The 20,180-nt window shown below is 68.5% G+C and carries 16 protein-coding genes; 11 read left to right on the top strand and 5 right to left on the bottom strand.

The genetic code is table 11. The features are described from left to right. The first annotated feature begins 78 nt into the window (after positions 1-78). Positions 79-1,776: a CopD family protein gene (locus AW274_RS06890; RefSeq protein ID WP_157519849.1), complete on the top strand. Its 1,698-nt coding sequence runs from the start codon at positions 79-81 to the stop codon at positions 1,774-1,776. Then, positions 1,691-2,104 (top strand): hypothetical protein, encoded by a 414-nt coding sequence (locus AW274_RS06895; protein WP_157519851.1) that lies wholly within the window; start codon positions 1,691-1,693, stop codon positions 2,102-2,104. Before AW274_RS06890 ends, AW274_RS06895 begins: the two co-directional genes overlap by 86 nt. Here AW274_RS06895 and AW274_RS06900 read toward each other — a convergent pair. Continuing rightward, complete coding sequence (locus AW274_RS06900) at positions 2,101-3,240, bottom strand: amidohydrolase family protein (protein ID WP_062430256.1); 1,140 nt, start codon at positions 3,238-3,240, stop codon at positions 2,101-2,103. The two genes, AW274_RS06895 and AW274_RS06900, sit on opposite strands and share 4 nt — an antisense overlap. Positions 3,241-3,304: 64 nt before the next feature. On the opposite strand from AW274_RS06900, the gene AW274_RS06905 reads away from it, so the two are divergent. From AW274_RS06905 to AW274_RS06925, 5 genes are all read left to right on the top strand, one after another. Beyond that, positions 3,305-3,796 carry a MarR family winged helix-turn-helix transcriptional regulator gene (locus AW274_RS06905; RefSeq protein ID WP_198169082.1) on the top strand — a complete coding sequence of 164 codons (492 nt, stop codon included), beginning with the start codon at positions 3,305-3,307 and terminating at the stop codon, positions 3,794-3,796. Between the two features lie 69 nt (positions 3,797-3,865). Next, on the top strand, positions 3,866-4,546 hold the full coding sequence (locus AW274_RS06910) for a hypothetical protein (protein ID WP_157519853.1): 681 nt from the start codon (positions 3,866-3,868) through the stop codon (positions 4,544-4,546). Between the two features lie 90 nt (positions 4,547-4,636). Further along, on the top strand, positions 4,637-5,476 hold the full coding sequence (locus AW274_RS06915) for a hypothetical protein (protein ID WP_157519855.1): 840 nt from the start codon (positions 4,637-4,639) through the stop codon (positions 5,474-5,476). A 40-nt stretch (positions 5,477-5,516) separates the two neighbouring features. Then, entirely contained in the window at positions 5,517-6,326 is an 810-nt protein-coding gene (locus tag AW274_RS06920; protein WP_198169083.1) for a sigma-70 family RNA polymerase sigma factor, read from the top strand. Between the two features lie 4 nt (positions 6,327-6,330). Further along, positions 6,331-6,717, top strand: a complete 387-nt coding sequence (locus AW274_RS06925; RefSeq protein WP_062430260.1) for a YybH family protein — start codon at positions 6,331-6,333, stop codon at positions 6,715-6,717. Between the two features lie 94 nt (positions 6,718-6,811). Here the strand turns inward: AW274_RS06925 and metH are convergent, their stop codons facing one another. Further along, positions 6,812-10,348 (bottom strand): methionine synthase, encoded by a 3,537-nt coding sequence (gene metH, locus AW274_RS06930; RefSeq protein WP_062430261.1) that lies wholly within the window; start codon positions 10,346-10,348, stop codon positions 6,812-6,814. A 253-nt stretch (positions 10,349-10,601) separates the two neighbouring features. Here metH and AW274_RS06935 point away from each other — a divergent pair, with 253 nt between their 5' ends. Both AW274_RS06935 and AW274_RS06940 read left to right on the top strand, forming a co-directional pair. Further along, positions 10,602-11,768, top strand: a complete 1,167-nt coding sequence (locus tag AW274_RS06935) for an endo-1,4-beta-xylanase (protein WP_062430262.1) — start codon at positions 10,602-10,604, stop codon at positions 11,766-11,768. A gap of 64 nt (positions 11,769-11,832) precedes the next feature. Beyond that, entirely contained in the window at positions 11,833-12,777 is a 945-nt protein-coding gene (locus tag AW274_RS06940) for a phosphorothioated DNA-binding restriction endonuclease family protein (RefSeq protein WP_157519857.1), read from the top strand. On the opposite strand, the gene AW274_RS06945 is transcribed toward AW274_RS06940, so the two are convergent. Continuing rightward, entirely contained in the window at positions 12,697-13,605 is a 909-nt protein-coding gene (locus AW274_RS06945; protein ID WP_062430264.1) for a LysR substrate-binding domain-containing protein, read from the bottom strand. The genes AW274_RS06940 and AW274_RS06945 overlap by 81 nt on opposite strands. A gap of 71 nt (positions 13,606-13,676) precedes the next feature. Between AW274_RS06945 and AW274_RS06950 the strand changes: the two genes are divergently transcribed. Next, positions 13,677-14,393 carry an SDR family NAD(P)-dependent oxidoreductase gene (locus AW274_RS06950; protein ID WP_062430265.1) on the top strand — a complete coding sequence of 239 codons (717 nt, stop codon included), beginning with the start codon at positions 13,677-13,679 and terminating at the stop codon, positions 14,391-14,393. A gap of 103 nt (positions 14,394-14,496) precedes the next feature. Next, a complete protein-coding gene (locus AW274_RS06955; RefSeq protein ID WP_063813164.1) occupies positions 14,497-15,369 on the top strand; it encodes a hypothetical protein in 873 nt (290 codons plus the stop codon). A gap of 168 nt (positions 15,370-15,537) precedes the next feature. Here AW274_RS06955 and AW274_RS06960 read toward each other — a convergent pair whose 3' ends face one another. Continuing rightward, entirely contained in the window at positions 15,538-18,774 is a 3,237-nt protein-coding gene (locus tag AW274_RS06960) for a discoidin domain-containing protein (RefSeq protein WP_232320024.1), read from the bottom strand. Next, positions 18,771-20,138 (bottom strand): glycoside hydrolase family 43 protein, encoded by a 1,368-nt coding sequence (locus AW274_RS06965; RefSeq protein WP_062430268.1) that lies wholly within the window; start codon positions 20,136-20,138, stop codon positions 18,771-18,773. Before AW274_RS06965 ends, AW274_RS06960 begins: the two co-directional genes overlap by 4 nt. Positions 20,139-20,180 lie beyond the last annotated feature (42 nt).

The raw sequence follows: 20,180 nt of genomic DNA on the forward strand, positions 1-20,180 counted from the left end.
CCGCCCGGTGCGGGGCGGCGCACATTGTTACCTTTTCGTTGGCCGAACCCGATCGCGCCGGGCGGCGTATCTCCGGTCGTGAGGCGACCCGTGCTCGTGTGCGCGCTGGCCCTGGCCGCGGGGCTGGGCGCCCTCGTGCTCGTCCAGCTGTTCGGCGGGCCGCGTGACCTGCCCGCCATCCGGGGGCTTCCGTCGCCCGGGGCCTTCACCACGTGGGGCCTGCCCATCATGCGGCTGGTGCACGACCTGTGCGCGGTCGGCACGGTCGGCTCGCTGCTCGCGACGGTGCTGCTCGGCGAGAAGGACATCCTGGCGCGGGCGGTCCCCCGCTGGGCGCTGGCGTGGGCGGGCAGCGCGGCGGCGACCGTGCTGCTCACGCTGTCGGACTTCGTCGGCGCGCCGGTGCTCGAAGCGCTGCGGTCGGGCATGCTCTCGACCTTCATCCTGTACGTCCCGCAGGGCCTGTCGTTCCTGATCGTGTACGTCCTGGCCCTCGCCGTCACCCTGCTGAGCTTCGTGGCCCGGGGCAGGCCGTGGTTGCCGCTCGCCGTGGCCGTGCTCGCGGTGCTGCCGCCCGCCTACGTGGGCCACTCGGCCTCGGCCGTCGACCACGACTTCGCGGTGTCGAGCCTGCTCGTCCACCTCGGCGGGGTCGTCCTGTGGGTGGGCGGGCTGTTCGGCCTGATCGTGTTCATGCGCGAGGCGCCGGTCAGGGCGGTCGAGCGGTTCAGCACGCTGGCGCTCTGGTGCTACGTCACGGTCGCCCTGTCGGGCCTGCTGAACGCCTGGGTCCGTCTCGGCCGGATCGAGCTGCTCTGGACGTCGGAGTACGGCGTCCTGGTGCTTCTCAAGCTGGCCGCGATGGGCGCGCTGGGGTGGTTCGGATGGCGCCACCGGACCCGCACCATCGCGGCCCTCACGACCACCAGGGTCCCCTTCCTGCGGCTGGCCGCCGGCGAGGTCGTGCTGATGGCCGCCACGATGGGCCTGGCCGTGGCGCTCTCGCGCACCCCGCCGCCGCCCGGCGAGTCGCCGGCCCACGGCGTGCTCGGCTTCTACTTGCCGATCCTGGCCCCCGGCCGGTTCGTCACCGAGTGGCGGCCCGACCCGATCCTGCTGCTGGCCGTCGCGCTCGCCTGCGCGGCCTACTTCCGCTGGTCCGACCGCCGGCGTCCGGTGATGTGGGCGGCGGGCCTGGCCCTGTTCGCCTACGCGACCGTGGGCGGCCTGGGCACCTACGCCCGCGCGATGGTGTCGGTGCAGCTGATCCAGTGGGCGATCGTGGGCGCGCTGGTCCCGGCGATGCTGGCGATGGCCTGGCGGCCGTGGCGGCCCCCGGCCTGGCTGGGCCTGGTGACCGCGACGGTGCCCGCTCTCGCCCTGTTCACCACGCCGCTGTTCGAGCTGTCGCAGTCGGTGCTGGCGGTGCGGCTGCTCGTGCTGCTGGGGCTGGCCGTGGCGGCGTACACGACCATCTGCAGTGGGATCTGGCCGGTCATGGCCGGGACCCAGGCGCTGGTCGCCCTCTATCTGCTGTTCGGCCCGGCCCAGGGCCGGGGCTGGTATTCGCAGCTCGGCGACATCACCTGGCTGCCCGTCGGCGACCAGTGGCTCGGCGCCCTGGTCTACGCCGCGATCGCGGCCGTCGCCGTCGCGACGGCGCGGCTCACACCGAAGAAGGAGGACGGTCATGCCGCTAGTCGTGACCAGACGCTGGACGCTTCCGATCCTCGCGCTGGCGGCGATCCCCGTGATCTGGTGGGCCATCGGGGGTGAGGAGTCCCAGGCCACCGGCCACCACGCGGTCGCGCCCACGCACACCCTGGAGGAGATCACCGGCGTCATCGGCTGCACCCCGGAGATCCAGGGTCAGCAGCCCGACATGCGCCAGGCGATGTGCACCGCCCCGACCTACCAGTCGGTGGTGCTCACCTTCCAGGCCGACAAGAACCAGACCGACTGGCTGAAGGGCGCCCAGGCCTACGGCGGCACCTACCTGGTCGGCACCCGCTGGGTCGTCGTCGGCCCGGAGAAGGAGCTCAACGGGCTGATTCCCCGTCTCGGCGGCCACGTCGAAGTCGCCGAGCACGGCGGCCACTCCTAAACGGTCAGGCGGGCCCTGACCCGCTCGGCCCGCTCCCTGGCCGCGGCCGAGGTAGTCGCGACGCGGCGGCCCGCGACGAAGACGGCCCGCACGTCGCCCCGCCCCGCCGACCCGACGACCGCCCGCACCGGGTCGGTCACCGGGGCCATCCCGGGGCTGTCGGTGGAGATCATGACGAGGTCGGCCTGCTTGCCGGGCGTGAGGGAGCCGATCTCCCGGTCGAGCCCGATCGCGCGGGCGCCTTCGATGGTCGCCATAGTCAGCACCTCGGCCGCCGGGGTGCCCGGCAGCGCGGCCCGCATGACCGAGAACAGGTCGCCGGGCACGGTGACGACGGTGTCGACCCCCAGCCCGGTCGTGACGCCGTGGGCCCGGAACCTGACGGTCTCCGGATTCCCGTGGCCCATCTGGGCCTCCACGGCCGGGGTGACCGTGGCGGTCGCGCCGGCGTCGGCCATCGTCTGCATCGCGTCGTCGGTGAAGCCGTTGCCGTGCACGACCATCACGTCGGGGCCGAGCAGCCCGTGCCGGTGCAGGCTCTCGACCGCGCCGGTCCCGGTGGCGTGCAGGCTGATGTGCAGTCCGCGGTCCCGCGCCGCCTTCCAGTCGTGTACGGCCTCCTCGACCGGCCCGTAGACGGGACCGGTGGCGGCCAGGGCCAGGGTGATGTGCGCCGGTGGCCGGAGCCGGTCGAGCGCCGCCCGGTCGGGATGGGCGAACACCGCCCGGATGCCCGCTTCCCGTAACCCGTCGAGCGCGGCCTCCGGGTGGGGGACGTGCGACCAGTCGTAGACGGTGGTGACACCCGCGTCGAGCGCGTCGAGCGCGCCCCAGTGGTTGGCGGCGTGGACGTCGTCCTCGGTGAACGCGGGCGCGAGGCGGCCGAGCACGAGGTCGAGGTAGTCGCCGAGGGTCGAGTCGGGGTTCAGCGACCTGAGCACGCTCTGCCAGACGTGGCGATGGGCGTCGACGAGGCCGGGCATGACGATCGCCCTCTCGGCGTCGACGACGTGGTCGGCGGTGAGGCCGTGGCCGACGACGGCGATCCGGCCGTCTTCGACGAGCAGGTCGCCCTCGACCACATGGGGCTCCGGGACGGTGTCGAGCAGGGTCGCGTTGGTGATGAGCGTGCGCATGCCGCGAATTCCTTTCAGGAAAGCTTTTCAGAAAGCTATCAAGCGAGGCATCTACACTCAAGCCGTGGATCGTGTGGACGAGATGATCGCCAGGTGGCGGGCCGAACTCCCCCGGGCCGCCACGACAGAGCTGGAGATCGTCAAGCGGTCGGGGCGGCTGAAGGGGATGATCGAGGAGGTCACCGCCCGCGTCCTGGGCGCCCACGGCCTGACCTACGCCGACTTCGACGTGCTCGCCACGCTGCGCCGCGAGGGCGCGCCCTACCGCCTCAAGCCGAGCGGGTTGTCGAACCATCTGATGCTCACCACGGGCGGCACCAGCAACATCCTCCAGCGCCTCCAGACGGCCGGGTTGATCGTCCGCGAGCCCGATCCGGCCGACGGCAGGTCGTCCTGGGTCAGGCTCACGCCCGAGGGCGTCGCCAAGGCCGAACAACTCTCCCTGGAGACGACGCAAGCCCATCGGGACTTGTTGTCGCCCGTCCCGCCCGAACGCCTTCGCGCCCTCGCCGACCTGCTGCGCGACGTGCTGACCGACCTGGGCGACGGCGTCTGATGTGAAGGTTTTGTGATTGCGGGCACAAAGTTCAACACCTGAAGACTTCCCACCAATACGCTGTCCGCCATGAGGCGATTAATCGCATTCGCCGGGAGCGCGGCCATGGTGGGCACGGTTCTCGCCACCCCGGCCGCCGCCGCGCCCGCCGACCCCCTCCAGGCACTCGCGGCCAGACTCGAAAGCGCCCACGGGGTGCATTACGAGACGGTGCAGAGAACCGACGACACCACCTTCAGAATCTACGGCGACCTGCAGTTCGGGTGGTCCCGGGTGAAGGCCAACCGCGCCATCGTGGAGAAGGCCCTCGGGCCGACCGCCACGCAGGAGGAGCGGCACGAGAACATCAGCGAGACCATCTGGGTCGGCGACGCCGTCTACCACGACGACGACAACGGCGGATGGAAGCTGAAGAAAGACGTGACGGCCGCCGGGCTCGACGATCCCGCCTTGCACGCGTTGTCGGTGGCGGAAGTCGGCGCACTGCTGGAATCGGCGAAGAAGAAGTCCCCCGGGGGCGTCCTCGACGGAGTGTCGACGACGGTCTACGAAGGCCGGAGACGCGGGCAGACGCGTGTGACGGACTGGAAGGTCTGGATCGGCAGTGACGGTCTGATTCGGCGGATCACGAGTGACACGGCGAAAAAGAATGGAAAAGACCGCACGGTCCGCGACACCTATCTGACGGAATGGGGCAAGCAGGTCTGGATCTACGCCCCTGACCAGCGGTTTGTCACTTCCACTTCTTGATAGAACCAGTTTCGTAACGTCCGTTGATAACCCTGTCCGGATAGGACAGGGTTATCGGCAATCACGAACAAACGGGGTGACGGTTTAACAATGAGGCGATTAATCGCGACCGCTGCGGCGTTCGTCATGGTGACCGCGCTGACCACGGGGGCGGCGCAGGCCAAGGCGGCAGACCCGGTGGCGGCGCTGGCGGCGCAGCTCAAGAGCGCCCACGGCGTGCACTTCAACTCGGTCAGCCAGATCCGACCCACGCTCGGGTTTAAGAGCAGGTCGTACGGCAACCTTCAGTTCGGCCGCTCGCGCGTGACGGCGAGCGACGTCATCAGCACGAGCTCCTACGACGGCGAGATCCCGAAGGAGCTCACCGAGCTCTTCGGCGACTTCTCCGAGACGGCCTCTCAGACGATCAACGTCAAGGGCGCCACGTATGTGAGCGGCGGCATGGTCGACTACCTCGACCTGCCTCCGGGCAAGACCTGGCTCCGGGTCAAGGGCAAGGGCAACCAGTCGGGGCTGGGCGGCACGGCCATCAACGTGCTGTCGCCCAGTGAACTGCGCAACCTGCTCAAGTCGACCACGTCGAAGAAGGCGGGCGGGACCGTCAACGGGGTGGCGACCACGCTCTACACGGGCAAGCAGCGCCTCAACCTGAGCCTGCCCGACTTCCCGCTCCTCTGGACGCTCAACTGGAAGTTGTGGATCGGCACCGAAGACGGTCTGATCCGCCGCATCACCACCCACGACGTCCTGCAGACCTGGGACAAGAACGGCAAAGAGCAGAAGGTCATCCTGGGCAGCGACACCCACCTGACCAACTGGGGCAAGAAGGTCTGGATCGACGCTCCCGCCGAGAAGTACGTGGCGGAGATCGGCGAGACCTTCTCCAGCTTCAAGCCGAACGTCATCGGCGCGATCAACCTGGGCGACTGACGCCCGACCCCCGCCCCGCCGGTTCGGCAGAATCGGCGGGGTGACGTCTTTCGAGGAAGTCGCCGGCTACCGCGACGAACTGCGGGCCCACTGCTACCGCATGCTCGGCTCCATGGACGACGCCGAGGACGCCGTACAGGAGACCCTCCAGCGCGCCTGGCGCAACCTCGACGGGTTCGAGGGCTCGGTGCGGCCCTGGCTCTACAAGATCGCCACCAACCGGGCGCTGACCATGATCGGGCAGCGGCGGCAGCCGATCGAGCTCGGGCCGCCGATCTTCGTCGAGAGCGCCGAATCACAGGTGCTCATCCGGGAGAGCGTCGAGCTGGCCTTCGTGGCCGCCATCCACCACCTGACCCCGCCGCAGCGGGCCGCGCTGCTGCTGCGCGACGTGCTCGGCTACTCGGCCCGGGAGGCCGCCGACCTGCTCGGCACCTCGCCCGCCGCGGTGCACAGCGCGGTCAGGCGGGCCCGCGCGGCGCTGGCCGAGCAGGACGCGCTCGGCGAGGAGGGCCAGCGCGAAGCCGCCGCCCGCTACGCCGACGCCTGGGCCGCCGGCGACCTCGACGCCATCGTCGGCATGCTGACCGACGACGCCCGCTACACGATGCCGCCGCTCGACGAGCGCTACCACGGCCACGCGGAGATCAGGCGGTTCCTGGTGGAGGGCCCGCTCCAGTACGGCTGGCGCTTCGCGCCGACCGCGTCGCCGAAGGTCTGGCTCACCTACCTGATCGACGACGGCGTCGAGGTGCCTGTCAGCCTCGACATCCTCGTCTTCCGCAGGTCGAAGATCTCCGCGGTCATCTCGTTCATCGGCGACGAATTCGTGAAGTTCCTCGGGTTGTAGGGGTATGGACGACATCCGCAAGCTGATCGAGACCTGGGCCCGCGCGGTCCACGACGGCGACCTGGAGCAGGTCACCGCCCACCACACCGACGACGTGGTCATGTTCGACGTGCCGCCCCCGTACGAGGGGGTGCGCGGCCTCGACGCCTACCGGGCCACCTGGCCCGGCTTCTTCGAGTGGCAGCGCTCGGGGGCGGTCTTCGACATCGAGTCGCTCGACGTCGTCGAGGGGACCGACGTCGCGTTCGCCCACGCCCTGGCTCGCTGCGCCGACGCCGCCGACGACGGCCCGGCGCGGCTGCGCCTCACCTTCGGCCTCAAGAAGATCGACGGGACGTGGCAGATCGCCCACGAGCACCACTCGTTCCCCATGGAGCACGCGGATGAGTGAACCATCCGCGACGCCCGGCCCTAGGGCCTGAGCGACGGCCGCCGAGGTGCCCGAACCGGCACCTCGGCGGCCGTTGAAAGGCGTCCGGGGCTCTTTACGGCTCGTAGGCGAGGTTGGGGCGCAGCCAGCGCTCCACCTCGTCGACCGGCATGCCGCGCCGGGCGGCGTAGTCGTGGATCTGGTCCTTGTCGAGGCGGCCGACCGTGAAGTAGCGGGCGTCGGGGTGCTGCAGGATCAGGCCGCTGACCGCCGCCGCCGGGGTCATCGCGTACGACTCCGTCAGGCCGATGCCGACCTCGTCGGCCCCGAGCAGCTCGAACAGGTCGCGCTTCTCGCTGTGGTCGGGCGTGGCCGGGTAGCCGAGCGCCGGGCGGATGCCGCGGAACTTCTCGGCGTGCAGGTCTTCGAGCGCGGGCTCGGCGCCGGGCTCGAACCACTCGCGGCGGGCCCGCAGGTGGATCCACTCGGCGAACGCCTCGGCCAGGCGGTCGGCCAGCGCCTTCACCATGATCGACTTGTAGTCGTCGTTGTCGGCCTCGTAGCGGGCCGAGAGCACCTCGGCGCCCTGGATCGCCACCGCGAAGCCGCCCATGTGGTCGCCCTCGGGCGCCACCCAGTCGGCCAGGCAGCGGTTGGGGCGGCCTTCGGGCTTCTGCGTCTGCTGCCGCAACATCGGGAACCGGCGGTCGCCGATGACGATGTCGTCGCCCTCGGAGTGGGCCGGCCAGAAGCCGTAGACCCCTTCGGCCCGGAACGAGCCGTCGGCGATGATCTGGTCGAGCATGGCGAACGCGTCGTCGTAGAGCTCGCGCGCCTCGGGCCGCTCCAGGATCGCCGGGTACTTGCCCTTGAGGCCCCAGGCCAGCCCGAGGAACTGCCAGTCGACGAACTCGCGCAGCTCGGTGATCGAGGGGCTCACCCGGCGCACGCCGGTGAACTCGGGCGTCGGCAGGTCGTCGTAGGAGACGGCGGTGCGGTTGGCCCGGATCTTGTTCAGCGAGAGCAGCGGCTGCCGGATGCGGGTCTCGTGCTGCACGCGCAGCCGCTCCTGGTCGGCCTTCGACGAGATCGCCAGTTCCTTGGCCCGCGCCGGGTCGAGCAGGTCGGAGACCACGCCGACGACGCGCGAGGCGTCGAGCACGTGGAGGGTGAGGTGGTTGTAGGCGGGCGCGATGCGGACCGCGGTGTGCTGCTTGGACGTCGTCGCGCCGCCGATCAGCAGCGGGGTCGACATGCCGCGCTGGGTCATCTCGCCGGCCACCGAGACCATCTCGTCGAGCGAGGGCGTGATCAGGCCCGACAGGCCGATCACGTCGGCGCCCTCGGCCTCGGCGACTTCGAGGATCTTGGCAGCGGGGACCATCACGCCCAGGTCGATGACCTTGTAGTTGTTGCAGCCCAGCACGACCCCGACGATGTTCTTGCCGATGTCGTGGACGTCGCCCTTCACCGTCGCCAGCACCACGGTGCCCTGGCCGGTTTCGGACTTCTCGTCCTCCATGAACGGTTCGAGGTAGGCGACCGAGCGCTTCATCACCCGGGCGCTCTTCACGACCTGCGGCAGGAACATCTTGCCGCTGCCGAACAGGTCGCCGACGATCTTCATGCCGTCCATCAGCGGGCCCTCGATGACGTCGAGGGGCCGGGCCGCCTGCTGCCGCGCCTCCTCGGTGTCCTCGACGATGAAGTCGACGATCCCGTGGACGAGCGCGTGCGCCAGCCGGTCTTCGACGGGCGCCTCGCGCCACGACAGGTCGACGACACGGGCGGTGCCGCTGCCCTTGACGGTCTCGGCGTAGGAGACGAGCCGGTCGGTGGCGTCCTCACGCCGGTCGAAGATCACGTCTTCGACGAGTTCCAGCAGCTCGGCGGGGATGTCCTGGTAGACGGCGAGCTGCCCGGCGTTCACGATGCCCATGTCGAGCCCCGCCTTGACGGCGTGGAACAGGAACGCCGAGTGCATCGCCTCGCGGACGACGTCGTTGCCCCGGAACGAGAACGACAGGTTCGAGATGCCGCCGCTGATGCGGACCCCGGGACAGCGCTCCTTGATCAGCGGGAGGGCGTCGATGAAGTTCTTCGCGTACGCGTTGTGCTCGCTGATGCCGGTCGCCACGGCCAGCACGTTGGGGTCGAAGATGATGTCCTCGGCCGCGAACCCGGCCTGCTGGGTGAGCAGGTCGTAGGCGCGGGCGCAGATCGCGACCTTGCGCTCGGTCGTGTCGGCCTGGCCCTGCTCGTCGAAGGCCATCACGACGACGCCGGCGCCGTAGTTCCTGATCTGCCGGGCGTGGTCGAGGAAGACCTCCTCGCCCTCCTTGAGGCTGATCGAGTTGACGACGCCCTTGCCCTGCACGCACTTGAGGCCGGCTTCGAGGACCGTCCACTTCGAGCTGTCGACCATGATCGGGACCCGGGCCACCTCGGGCTCGGTCGCGATCAGGTTGAGGAAGGTGGTCATGGCCTGCTCGCTGTCGAGCAGGTCGGCGTCCATGTTGACGTCGAGGAGGTTCGCGCCGCCGCGCACCTGCTCCAGCGCGACGTCGACGGCCGCCTGGTGGTCGTTGCCCTCGATGAGCCGCCGGAACTTGGCCGAGCCGGTCACGTTGGTGCGCTCGCCGATCATGACGAAGCCGGTGTCGGGCCCGATCGCGAACGGTTCGAGGCCGGAGAACCGGGTGGCCTTCGCGGGCGCGGGCACCTCACGCGGCGTGAGCCCCTTGACCGCCTCGGCGATCTTGGCGATGTGGGCCGGAGTGGTGCCGCAGCAGCCGCCGGCGATGTTGACCATGCCCTGGCGGGCGAACTCGCCGAGCAGCGCGCCGGTCTCCTCGGGCGTCTGGTCGTAGCCGCCGAACGCGTTGGGCAGGCCGGCGTTGGGGTGGCTGGCGACGTACACGCCCGCGATCTTCGAGAGCTCGGCCACGTGGGGCCGCATCTCGGTCGCGCCGAGCGAGCAGTTGACGCCGACGACCAGCGGCTCGGCGACCTCGATCGAGCGCCAGAAGGCCTCGACGGTCTGCCCGGAGAGGGTGCGCCCGCTCAGGTCGACGATGGTGACGGAGATCCACAGCGGCAGGTGCGGCGCGACCTCGCGGGCCGCGGCGATGGCCGCCTTGCAGTTGAGGGTGTCGAAGATGGTCTCGATCAGCAGCAGGTCGACCCCGCCCTCGTCGAGCGCCGCGATCTGCTCGACGTAGGAGGCCTTGACCTGGTCGAACGTCACCGCCCGGTAGGCCGGGTCTTCGACCTTCGGCGACAACGAGAGCGTGACGTTGAGGGGACCGACCGAGCCCGCGACGAACCGCCCGCCGAACTCGTCGGCGGCCTGCCGCGCCAGCCGCGCACCCTGGAGGTTCTGCTCCCGCACGAAGTGCTCGGCGCCGTAGTCGGCCTGCCCGAAGCTCGTGGCGGTGAAGGTGTTGGTCGTGGTGATGTCGGCCCCGGCGGCGAGGTACTGCCGGTGGACGTCGAGGATCACGTCGGGCCGGGTGATGTTGAGCATGTCGGGGTCACCCGCGTAGCGCTCGTCACCGTAGTCGGCAGGGGTGAGCCCGGCGCCCTGGAGCATGGTTCCCCAGGCGCCGTCGAGCACCGCGACCCGGTCGGCGAGCAGCTGACGAAGATCCACTGAGCCTCCTCCGAACGATGGAAGAGGCGACCTTGTCGGGGTGGTTCCAGCCGAGCGTGGCGGGCGTTGACCAGCCCGTTGCAGCGCCTCTCGACCTGCCGACTAGTTTAACAAACGCCCCGCGTGTCAAGACCATCGAAACTTTTCGGCTTCTCAAACTGGGTCTTTCTCACTTTGCCCGAGAAGGTTAGCATCCGATTTCGGAACATCTCCGAAACATTTTGGAGCCTGACCCCCCAAAGGAGAACGTTCGATGAGACGACTGGTGGTCATCGCGGCCACGGCGCTCGGACTCGTGGCTGTGCTCAGCCAGGGACCCGTGTCGGCTAACGGGCGGCCCCCGGCCGTACAGGACCAGAGCCTGAAAGCCCTGGCCGCCCGGCACAACCTGGCGATCGGCACCGCGATCAGCAACGACGCCCTGGCGGAGCCGCAGTACAAGGCCATCGCCACCCGGGAGTTCAACAGCGTCACCCACGAGAACGCCATGAAGTGGGAGAGCCTCGAACCCACCCGCGGCACCTACAACTGGGGCCCCGCCGACGCGCTGATGGACTTCGCCAAGAAGAACAACCAGAAGGTCCGCGGCCACGTGCTCGTGTGGCACAACCAGCTGCCGGCCTGGCTGACCGAAGGCGTCGCCAACGGCACGATCTCCAAGACCGAACTGCGCGACCTGCTCAAGAAGCACATCACGACCGTGGTGAAGCGCTACAAGGGCAAGATCTGGCAGTGGGACGTCGTCAACGAGGCCGCCAGCGACCCGTGGGACAGCCCCTCGGAGATCCACCTGAAGGGCTTCTGGGCGCAGAACCTCGGCCCGACCTACATCGCCGACGCCTTCCGCTGGGCCCGCGCCGCCGACCCCCACGCGCTGCTGTTCTACAACGACTACAACATGGAGGCCTTCGGCGACCGCGGCCCCTCCGACAAGGTGTGGTTCATCTACAACCTGATCAAGAACCTGCGCGCCCAGGGCGTGCCGATCGACGGCTTCGGCTCCCAGGGCCACCTGGGGACCCAGTACGGGAACTTCGACACCTTCCAGGTGAAGGAGGTCCTGGACGCGTTCTCCGACCTGGGCATGGTTTCCGCCCTGACCGAGGTCGACGTGCGCAGCCAGATGACGGCCGGGGTGCAGTCGGGCGACACCAACGAGATCAACCCGCGCCTCCAGGCGTCGGCGTCGAACTTCAGCGTGCTGATGCAGGCGTGTCTGCTGAACCGGAACTGCCTGTCGTACACGGTGTGGGGCTTCACGGACAAGCACTCGTGGGTGCCGACGTGGTTCACCAACCCGCCGGAGGGCCTGGCGACGCTGTACGACGAGAACTATCAGCCGAAGCGGGCGTACAACTCGATCAAGGCTGACCTGGTGTTCGCGGGCCCGCCGAACGTCCAGCCCCGACCGCGCCGCTAGTTCACGAAGGGGCCGTGTCGCACACGACGTGTGACACGGCCCCGGTCGTGAACGATCACCATGAGTGGAACCCGATTTGGTCAGCCCCATCGAGACCGTTCTGGCCTCGGTGATCAGATTGAACGTCCAGCCCTCACGAGATGGCTCCCCCAAACGCCATCAGCCGCTGACCTTGTTGTGGGCCATCGGCAGGGCGGTCCGGGGCGAGGAACGCATGGCGGAGTGGCCCGAGGTCAAGCGGAAGGTCGCCGGCCTGATACGGCAGTTCGGCCGAGCGGGCGACGCCGCCACCCCGCACTATCCGTTCTTCGCCCTGCGCAACACCCCGCTCTGGGAACTGTCCGAGACCCCGCCCGAAGAGGGCACTCGCCACCTGACATGGTTGAACTCTGCGGATCCGGCCATCAGGGGCGGCTTCCGGCCAGCCATCCATGATCTGTTGACCCGTTCGCGGGACGCCGCCGACCTCGTGGTCGATCAGCTGCTGCACGACTACTTCGACGGCGTCGACGAGGCCGCGCTACTGGGAGCGGTCGGCCTGACCGACACGGCGGCGGCCCGCCGCGACTTCACGGGCGCGCTGACCTATGAGGCCACCGTCGCCAGGCGCGGCGAACAGGCGATGCTCCGAAGGCTGCTGATCCGCGGCGGAGCCAGATGCGCGCTGTGCGGGGCCGAGTTGCCCGAGCGGCTTCTCGTGGCGGCGCACATCAAGAGGCGCACCGACTGCGACGAGCGGGAACGGCGGGATCTCGACAACGTGGCCATGCTGGCGTGCACGCTGGGCTGCGACAGCCTCTACGAGCACGGCTACATCAAGATCTCGGACGACGGCCTGGTCGAGCTCAGCCCCGAACTCGCCAGCCACCCCGACCTGCACGATCGCGCGAGCCGCCTCGCCGGACGCCCTGTGGCGGTGTGGCAGGACTCAAGCAGGGGCTACTTCGCCTGGCACGCCACGAACGTCTTCCGTAGGCAGGCTCGCGACGAATCTTGCCAGGACCGGTGACAGGTCGGAGGCTCGCCACAGGGCCGCGGCGGTGATCGTCGCCGTCGGGCCCTTCAGCGGGACGAAGGCCACACCTTCCCTGCGCAGCCCCTCCGTCGAGGCCGGGACCAGGGCGACGCCCAGTCCAGCTGCGACGCTCATGAGCTGGGTGGAGACCTGGCAGACGCGGTGGGTGACGTCGGGACGGAATCCCGCCCCCGCGCACATGCCGTGGACGGTCTCCGCCCACTGGGGGCAGTCGTCCAGGTCGAGCACGACGAACGGATCCCCGGCCAGGTCGGCGAGCTCGATGACCGGGTGGGACGCCAGGCGGTGGTTCACCGGCAGGGCGGCGATGAACGGTTCGACGGAGAGGATCGTGCCCTCCGGGCAGACGATGTCGCCGATGCGGGAGATGAAGGCGACGTCCACGTCGGGCGGCTGACCCGTCGTGCCCAGCGGGAGTTCGAGCAGGTCGATCTCCACGCCGGGGTGGCGGTCGCGGAAGGCGGCGAGCATGGCGAGGAAGGGGCCCGACGAGGTCGTCGGCATGTACGCCACCCTCAGCCGCCCCAGCTCGCCGCGTCTGGCCCGCTCGGCGACCGCCTGCGCCGCCTTGGCCTGAGCCAGGGTGCGGCGGGCCTCGATCAGGAAGAGCTCGCCGACGTGGGTCAGGCGGGTGCGGCGCTTCTCCCTGATGAGGAGGTCGACGCCCAGGACCGACTCCAGTTTCTGGATCTGCTGGGACAGGGCCGGCTGGGCGATGTGGAGACGTTCGGCGGCGCGGGCGAAGTGCAGCTCCTCGGCCAGGACGACGAAGCCCTCCAGGTGGCGCAGCTCGAAGTTCATGCGATCAGCTTATCGACGCATCGGGAATCGGTCTTTGATCTTATGTACGCCAGGCTCCTAGCGTCGGAGCCATGAGACTTACAGGCAAGATCGCGCTCGTCACCGGCGGCACCTCGGGCATCGGCGAGGGCATCGCGCGGCGTTTCGCCGCCGAGGGGGCGACCGTGGTGCTCACCGGGCGGCGGGCCGACCTCGGGCAGCGGATCGCTCGTGAGATCGGGACCGCCACGTTCGTGCCGGGTGACCTGACCTCGCCCGATACCCGCAAGGCCCTCGTCGCGGCCGTCGAGACGCTTGGCGGGCTGGACGTGCTGGTCAACAACGCCGCCGCCTTCGGGGAGGCGGTGACCGATCAGGTGACCGACGACGAGTTCGACCGGATCGTGGAGCTCAACTTCCGGGCGGCGTTCCTGGTCACGCGGGACGTGGTGCCGTACCTGATCAGGAAGCCCGGTGGGCGGATCGTGAACATCTCCAGTTCGGGGGTGCGCAGGGCCTGGCCGGGGGCGTCGGTCTACAACGCCAGCAAGGCGGCGCTGGAGAACCTGACGCAGACGTGGGCGCACGAATACGGGCCCCACGGGCTGACCGCGAACGCGGTGACGCTGCCGGTCGTCGACGCGCCGATGTCGCTGCCCGCGCAGCCGCACGTCGACCTGGAAGCCATCCCGTCTCGCCGCATCGGAACCGTGACCGACGTCGCCGACCTGGCCGTCTTCCTCGCGGGGGACGAGTCGGGCTACCTCAACGGGGCCAGGATCCCCCTCGATGGCGGACAAACGGCTTAGCCACGCGGCCATAATATTTCACTCGCGAATTGTCGATATTGGCCCGAATTTCGCCAGAAATGTTCGATCGCCAGTTCGATTCGGGTCAGGTAAATTCCTCGCCATGGTGTCAACCGAGCACGAGGTCCCCCTGGAACTCATCCGGGATTCGCCATCACTCGTCACCCGATTCCTCACCGAATTAGGAGTCGATCCCCCGAAACACACCTCGCTTCGTGTCGACTCCTCCGCACTCAACGAAACCAAGGTCACCGAGCACCATTGCGACTCGGTGGTCCTTCTCCTCAACGGCGACAAAGTCGTCATGGCCGTGATCGTCGAAGTCCAGCTCCGATTCGAAAAGGACAAGATCTACGACTGGTTCCCCTACGTCGCCAATCTCTGGGCCCGCCGCCGCTGCCCCACCACACTCGTGGTCTACGCCCCCGACCGGAAGACCGCCCGCCGATACACCGCGCCCATCCAGATCGGCCATCCCGGCCTGGCTCTGACCCCGCTGGTGATCGGCCCCGACGCCGTTCCCGTCATCACCGATCCCCAGGTCGCCCGCGAGTCGCCCGAACTGGCGGTGCTGTCGGGCGCGGTTCACGGAGATCACAACCGCGACGTGCTCGAAGCGGTCGTCCACGCGCTGAACGCCATCGAGCCGTCCAAGACCGTCGTGTACGTTGAGTACGTGGCCAAGCGTCTGTCTGAGGCCGCGAAGAGGGAGCTGGAGACTCTCATGACGATGATCGAGCCCGAACGCCACAGCATCGTCGCGGTGACGAATTACGCGGCCGGCCAGGCCGATGGGCAAACCGTCGGGCAAATCGAGACCTTCCGCAAAATGCTCCTGTTCACCATCGAGCACCGCGGTTTCGTTCTGACCGCCGAGACGCGCAGCCAAATCGCCGAATGCACCGATCCCGACAAACTCGAGGTCTGGGCACAACGGGCGATCTCCGCGGAGCAGCTAGAGGACATATTCCGCTAAACGGCTAAATCCGCCGCGCCCGTCGGCGATTCGGAATGACCGCCGACTCGATCAGGCGGTTGCCCTGATTAAGGAACTGCGGCGCCCATGACCGATAAAGCCACAGGGGATGTCCGCCTTACTGGGAGCGGGTGCCGTCCAGGAGAGTGACGGCACCCGCCGATAGACCTAGTTCGCGAACGCCCGCACTTCAAGAAGCCCGAGCGACGCCGTCCCCGTGCTGGTCAGCACCACTCTCAGGCGGGTGCTGCTAACAGCCGTGAACGAAACCGAGTTGAACTGGTTCTTCGCCAGCCCATAAGACCCCGGCAGATCCACGTAAGACGACCCGTTCCAGTACTGGAGCTTCCACGCCGAAGGCATGTCGATCCCCTGCTCGTCGTCGAAGAAGTACACCTCCGCCCGCCCGAGCGTCTGAGCAGCAGGCCACGTCAGCTCGGCCCACTGCTGCCCGGTCTCCGGCCACGTCCCCCACCGGGGATTCACCGTGTCGTTCGACGAAGGCGGCTGAGCACCGTCGTTCAACGCCGCCACCGTCTCCCACGACGACGTGTAAGAAGCCGAGGGAGTCGCCGACAAGGCCAGGTTGGTGACAGGCGGCGGGGTGCCGCCGCGGTTGTAGGCCGCGACCTCCGTCAACCCGGTCTTGGCACTCCCCGCGTGGGTCACCTGCACCCGAACCCGGGCCGCCGTCACCGACGGGAAGGTCACCACGTTGTAGTTCGCCCGTGGCGTCGCAGGCGTCTTCGTCTGTGACGGCACCGCCGTCCACGTCGACCCGTTCAGATACTGGATCGTGTACGAAGAAGGCGCCCGATACGTCCCCGACGCGGGCCGCGAGTCCTTGAACCACAACCGCACCTCGTTGACCGGCTGCGACGAGCCCAGGTTCAGCTCGTACCAGTCGCTCGTCGACCCGGTCCCGCCCCAGAACGGCTCGTTGACCGGCAAGCCGTCGACCGCGCCGGCCGTGCCGGATCCCGACGCCGTCGTCGAGGCGCTCCCGGAGGCGGGGATGAGCCCGGCGGCGACGTTGATGCCGGCCTTGGCCAGCACGTCGGTCATCCGGCCGCTCGTGAACGACACCTGCGACGGCGTCTGGAGGCCCGAGTACGCCTGGTTGTAGGCGACGGTTCCCGACGTCGTCACGGCACCGGTCGCCGGGTCCCACGTGAAGGGCACCAGGGAGTTCACCGTGGCGACGCGGGTCCCGTTGATGAAGATCGAGTAGCCCTGGGGCACGCCCGGGTATCGGGTCACCCCGTCAGCGGGGTCGTCCCAGGTGATGGTCAGGTCGGCGTTGCGGTAGCGCAGGTTGTTGACGGTGAAGTGGGTCCAGCCGATGTTGATCGGGGAGAGTTCCACCTTGGCGTCGTTGCGGGGGCGCAGGCCGGCGACGTCCTCGATGACCGTCCAGTTGCTGCTGCCGAGGATGTTGTGGTGGATCCACGACCGGTATTGGACCGTGGAGCCGTTCCAGTCGGCCCAGAACTCGTTGGCGTCGGGCCAGGCGGTGTTGCCGCCGACGTACTGGGCCCAGGTGTTCCAGTACAGGAGTTTCTTGTAGTCGGTGGCCGTCATCCACGTGTTCGGGTAGTTGCGCAGGACCGACGAGTAGAGGCGGAACTGCACGGTCGAGTTGATGGTGGAGAAGTTGTTCGACCCGGGTTCGCCCTGGGCCGCGGCGGCGGCCTTGTCGACCTGGTTGGCGGTGTAGAAGGGGAAGATCGGATACTGCGCGGGGTCGTCGTAGAGCCGCAGCGCCTGCCGGTAGGTCGCGGTGTTGGGGATCGCGCCGACGGAGAAGGGGTAGTAGTTGTTGATCTCCTTCCACGGCACGTACTCGTTGGTCGACTTCAGCCGGTGTTCGAAGAGCTGGCGCGACGGGTTCCACAAGACGTTCACGATGGCGTTCTGGATGTCGGTCGCCAGGGTGCGCATCTCGGTGGCCTTGGCGGTGTTGCCGACCGCCTCGTAGGCCTGGGCCGACGCCAGTGCGCCGCTGTACTGGTAGGCCGATTCGGCGCGGTCCATCCGCCCCGGCTTCCAGTGGAACGAGACCGCGTCGGCGTCGTTGCCGGTGAGGGCGCCCCAGTCGTACTCGATGAGCTTGTTGTTGTCGGTGTCGTAGTAGCTGAGCTGGCCCTTGACGTCGCGTTCGGCGTAGCGGGCGAGGGCGCCGGCGATGGCGGGCTGGCCGCCGTGGATCTGGTAGGCGCGCCAGGCCGCTTCGGAGATGTACTGGGTGTAGCTGTTCGACCAGTTCTCCGGGTCGCCGGGGTTGTCCATGAAACGGCCGTTCCTGGACGTCTGCCCGGTCGACAACCAGTTGCCGTAGGCGTAGAGCGGGGTGCGCAGGTATTTCAGGTCGTCGATGTGCATCGGCTGGGTGAGCGCGATGGCGTTGTTGTAGCCGAGCACGCCCTCCATCGACACCGGGAACTGGAACGTCTGGCCGGGGATGTCCGCGTCGAGGTTGTTGTAGCGCATCAACCACCAGCGGTAGTAGACGTTCTTCTTGATCGCCGGTTCCGCCAGGTCGATGTACGGCAGGTTCTGCGCCCACCACAGGTTGTAGGCCCGTACGTGCGTCGCGAAGGCCGTGGCGTTGGTGTAGCCCCGGTAGGCGTTGTACTCGGTCAGCGAGTCGGGGATCTCGTTCGTGACGAAGCCCATCACGACCTTCGCGGTGACGGTCGCGCCCGGCGCCACGGTGACCGACCGGTTCAGGCCGCCGCTGCTGACGCTGAAGCCGTCTCCGCCGAGCCGGGGGAACAGCGTGGTCAGGTTGTTGTACGCGTTCACCTGCCCCGTCAGCTCACTGCCCGAGCCGCTGGTGGCATAGGGCGAGGTGGCCCGCAGTTGCAGGGTCGACGACGACGTGCCGTTGTTGACGATCGAGAGGTTCGCCACGGCGACGTTGTTGTTGGTGATGAACTTCTGCTGCGTCACCACGAGTGACCCGCTCGTGTGCACGCTGCGCCAGTACGACGGCGCCTGGAACCGCTGGGAGACCTGCTCGGAGAAGGTCCCCGGGGTGATCGCGACCGTGAAGGCGGACGATCCGCCGATCGCCTCCCAGTACGCCACCTGGCCGGAGAAGCCGAGCGTGCCGGGGTTGTGCGTCTTCATGTAGAGCGCCCGGCCCCGCGTCATCAGCCAGTTCCCGGCCGGGTCGCTGCCCGTCCTGCCGAGGAGGCGGTCCATCCAGAAGTCGGTGCCGGAGGATTCGGCGTCGTACATGGCCCGCATCATGTCGCCGGTCGTGTAGGACACCGGGGCGGCCGGGATGGTCCCGCCGCCGAACGTGGGGAAGCCGATCGTCTGCGCCGCCGAGGCGGCCGGTCCTGCGACGATCAGCCCGGCTAACAGTGCCAGAGCTGCGGATACGCGGAGGAGTCTCACACGCCCACCGTCCATTCGATCATGCCGGTCGAGAAACCGGTACGAGAGGTCATGTTGAGCCGGAGCCGGGTGGTCGAGATCTGCGGGAACGTCATCGTGTTGAACTGGTTGGCGGCGACGCCGCACGAGCCGATGTTCACGTAGGACGATCCGTTCCAGTACTGGAGCTGGCACGACGCCGGCAGGTCGATGCCCTGGTTGTCGTCGAACCAGTAGGCGGCGCTCTTCGAGATGTTCTGCGCGGTGGGCCAGCGGTATTCGACCCACTGGGTGCCCTGCTGGTTCCAGTTGCCGTAGACGCCGTGGGACCGGTCGGCCGAGTTCGTCGGCGTGAACCCGTCCTTGATCGCGCTCAGCGTCTCCCACGAGGAGACGTAGGAGGTGGAGGCCGTCGCGGTCGCGGCGAGGTTTCCGCCGCCGCCGCCGGAGGTCTGCACGACCTTCTGCATCGTCCCGTCGGCGTTGAAGTAGAGCTTGTCGAGCGTCACCGACCTGCGGAAGTTGCCGCCGCCCGGGGCTGCGGCGTTGTGGTAGACCATGTACCACTGGCCCTTGAACTCGATGATCGCCGGGTGGTTGGTCGTCGAGCTGACCATGTCGAGCACCACCCCGCGATGGGTCCACGGGCCGAGCGGGTTCGACGCGGTCGCGTACCGGATGCAGGCGTATCCCGGGCTGGCGCAGCCGGAGTCGTTGGCCGCGTAGGCCAGGTAGTAGACGCCGTTGCGCTTGAACATCCACGGCGCCTCCCAGAAGTTCGACACCCCCGAGGGGGTGACGACCGAACCCTGGAGAGAGGTCATGTTGCTGTTCAGGCGGGCGGCGCGCAGGCCGTAGTAGGAGCCCCAGTACAGGTAGACCTGGCCGTCGTCGTCGCGGAAGACGGTCGGGTCGATGTTCAGCGGTGACGAGTTCGGGGTCGAGTCGCTGATCAGCGGGCCGCCGATGGCGTCGGTGAACGGGCCGGTGGGGCTGTCGCCCACGGCCACGCCGATGTTCATCCAGCCGGGGCCGTTGCCGTTGATGGAGACGTACCAGTAGTAGCGGCCGTCGGCGCCGCGTTCGACCTCGCCGGCCCAGGCGTCGAGGCCGGCCCACGAGAAGTTCGAGATCGCCAGGCGGGCGCCCTGGTCGGTGAAGGTGGCGGCGTCGGTGGAGGAGTAGACGTGCCAGTCGCGCATGACGAAGTTCTGGCCGCTGGACGAGGCCTCGTCGTGGCCGGTGTAGAGGTAGAGCGTGTCGCCGACGACGAGCGCCGCGGGGTCGGCGGTGTAGATCTGGGTGGTGATGGGGGCGGCCGCCTGGGCGGGGATGGCCGTGGTGCCGAGCAGGAGCAGGGTCAGGATGGCTAATCGGCGTTTCACGGGAGCGGTTCCTTCCTCGATGTTAGCGCTAACATCTCTGGA

This window comes from Herbidospora daliensis, assembly GCF_001570585.1.
GTDB lineage: Bacteria > Actinomycetota > Actinomycetes > Streptosporangiales > Streptosporangiaceae > Herbidospora > Herbidospora daliensis.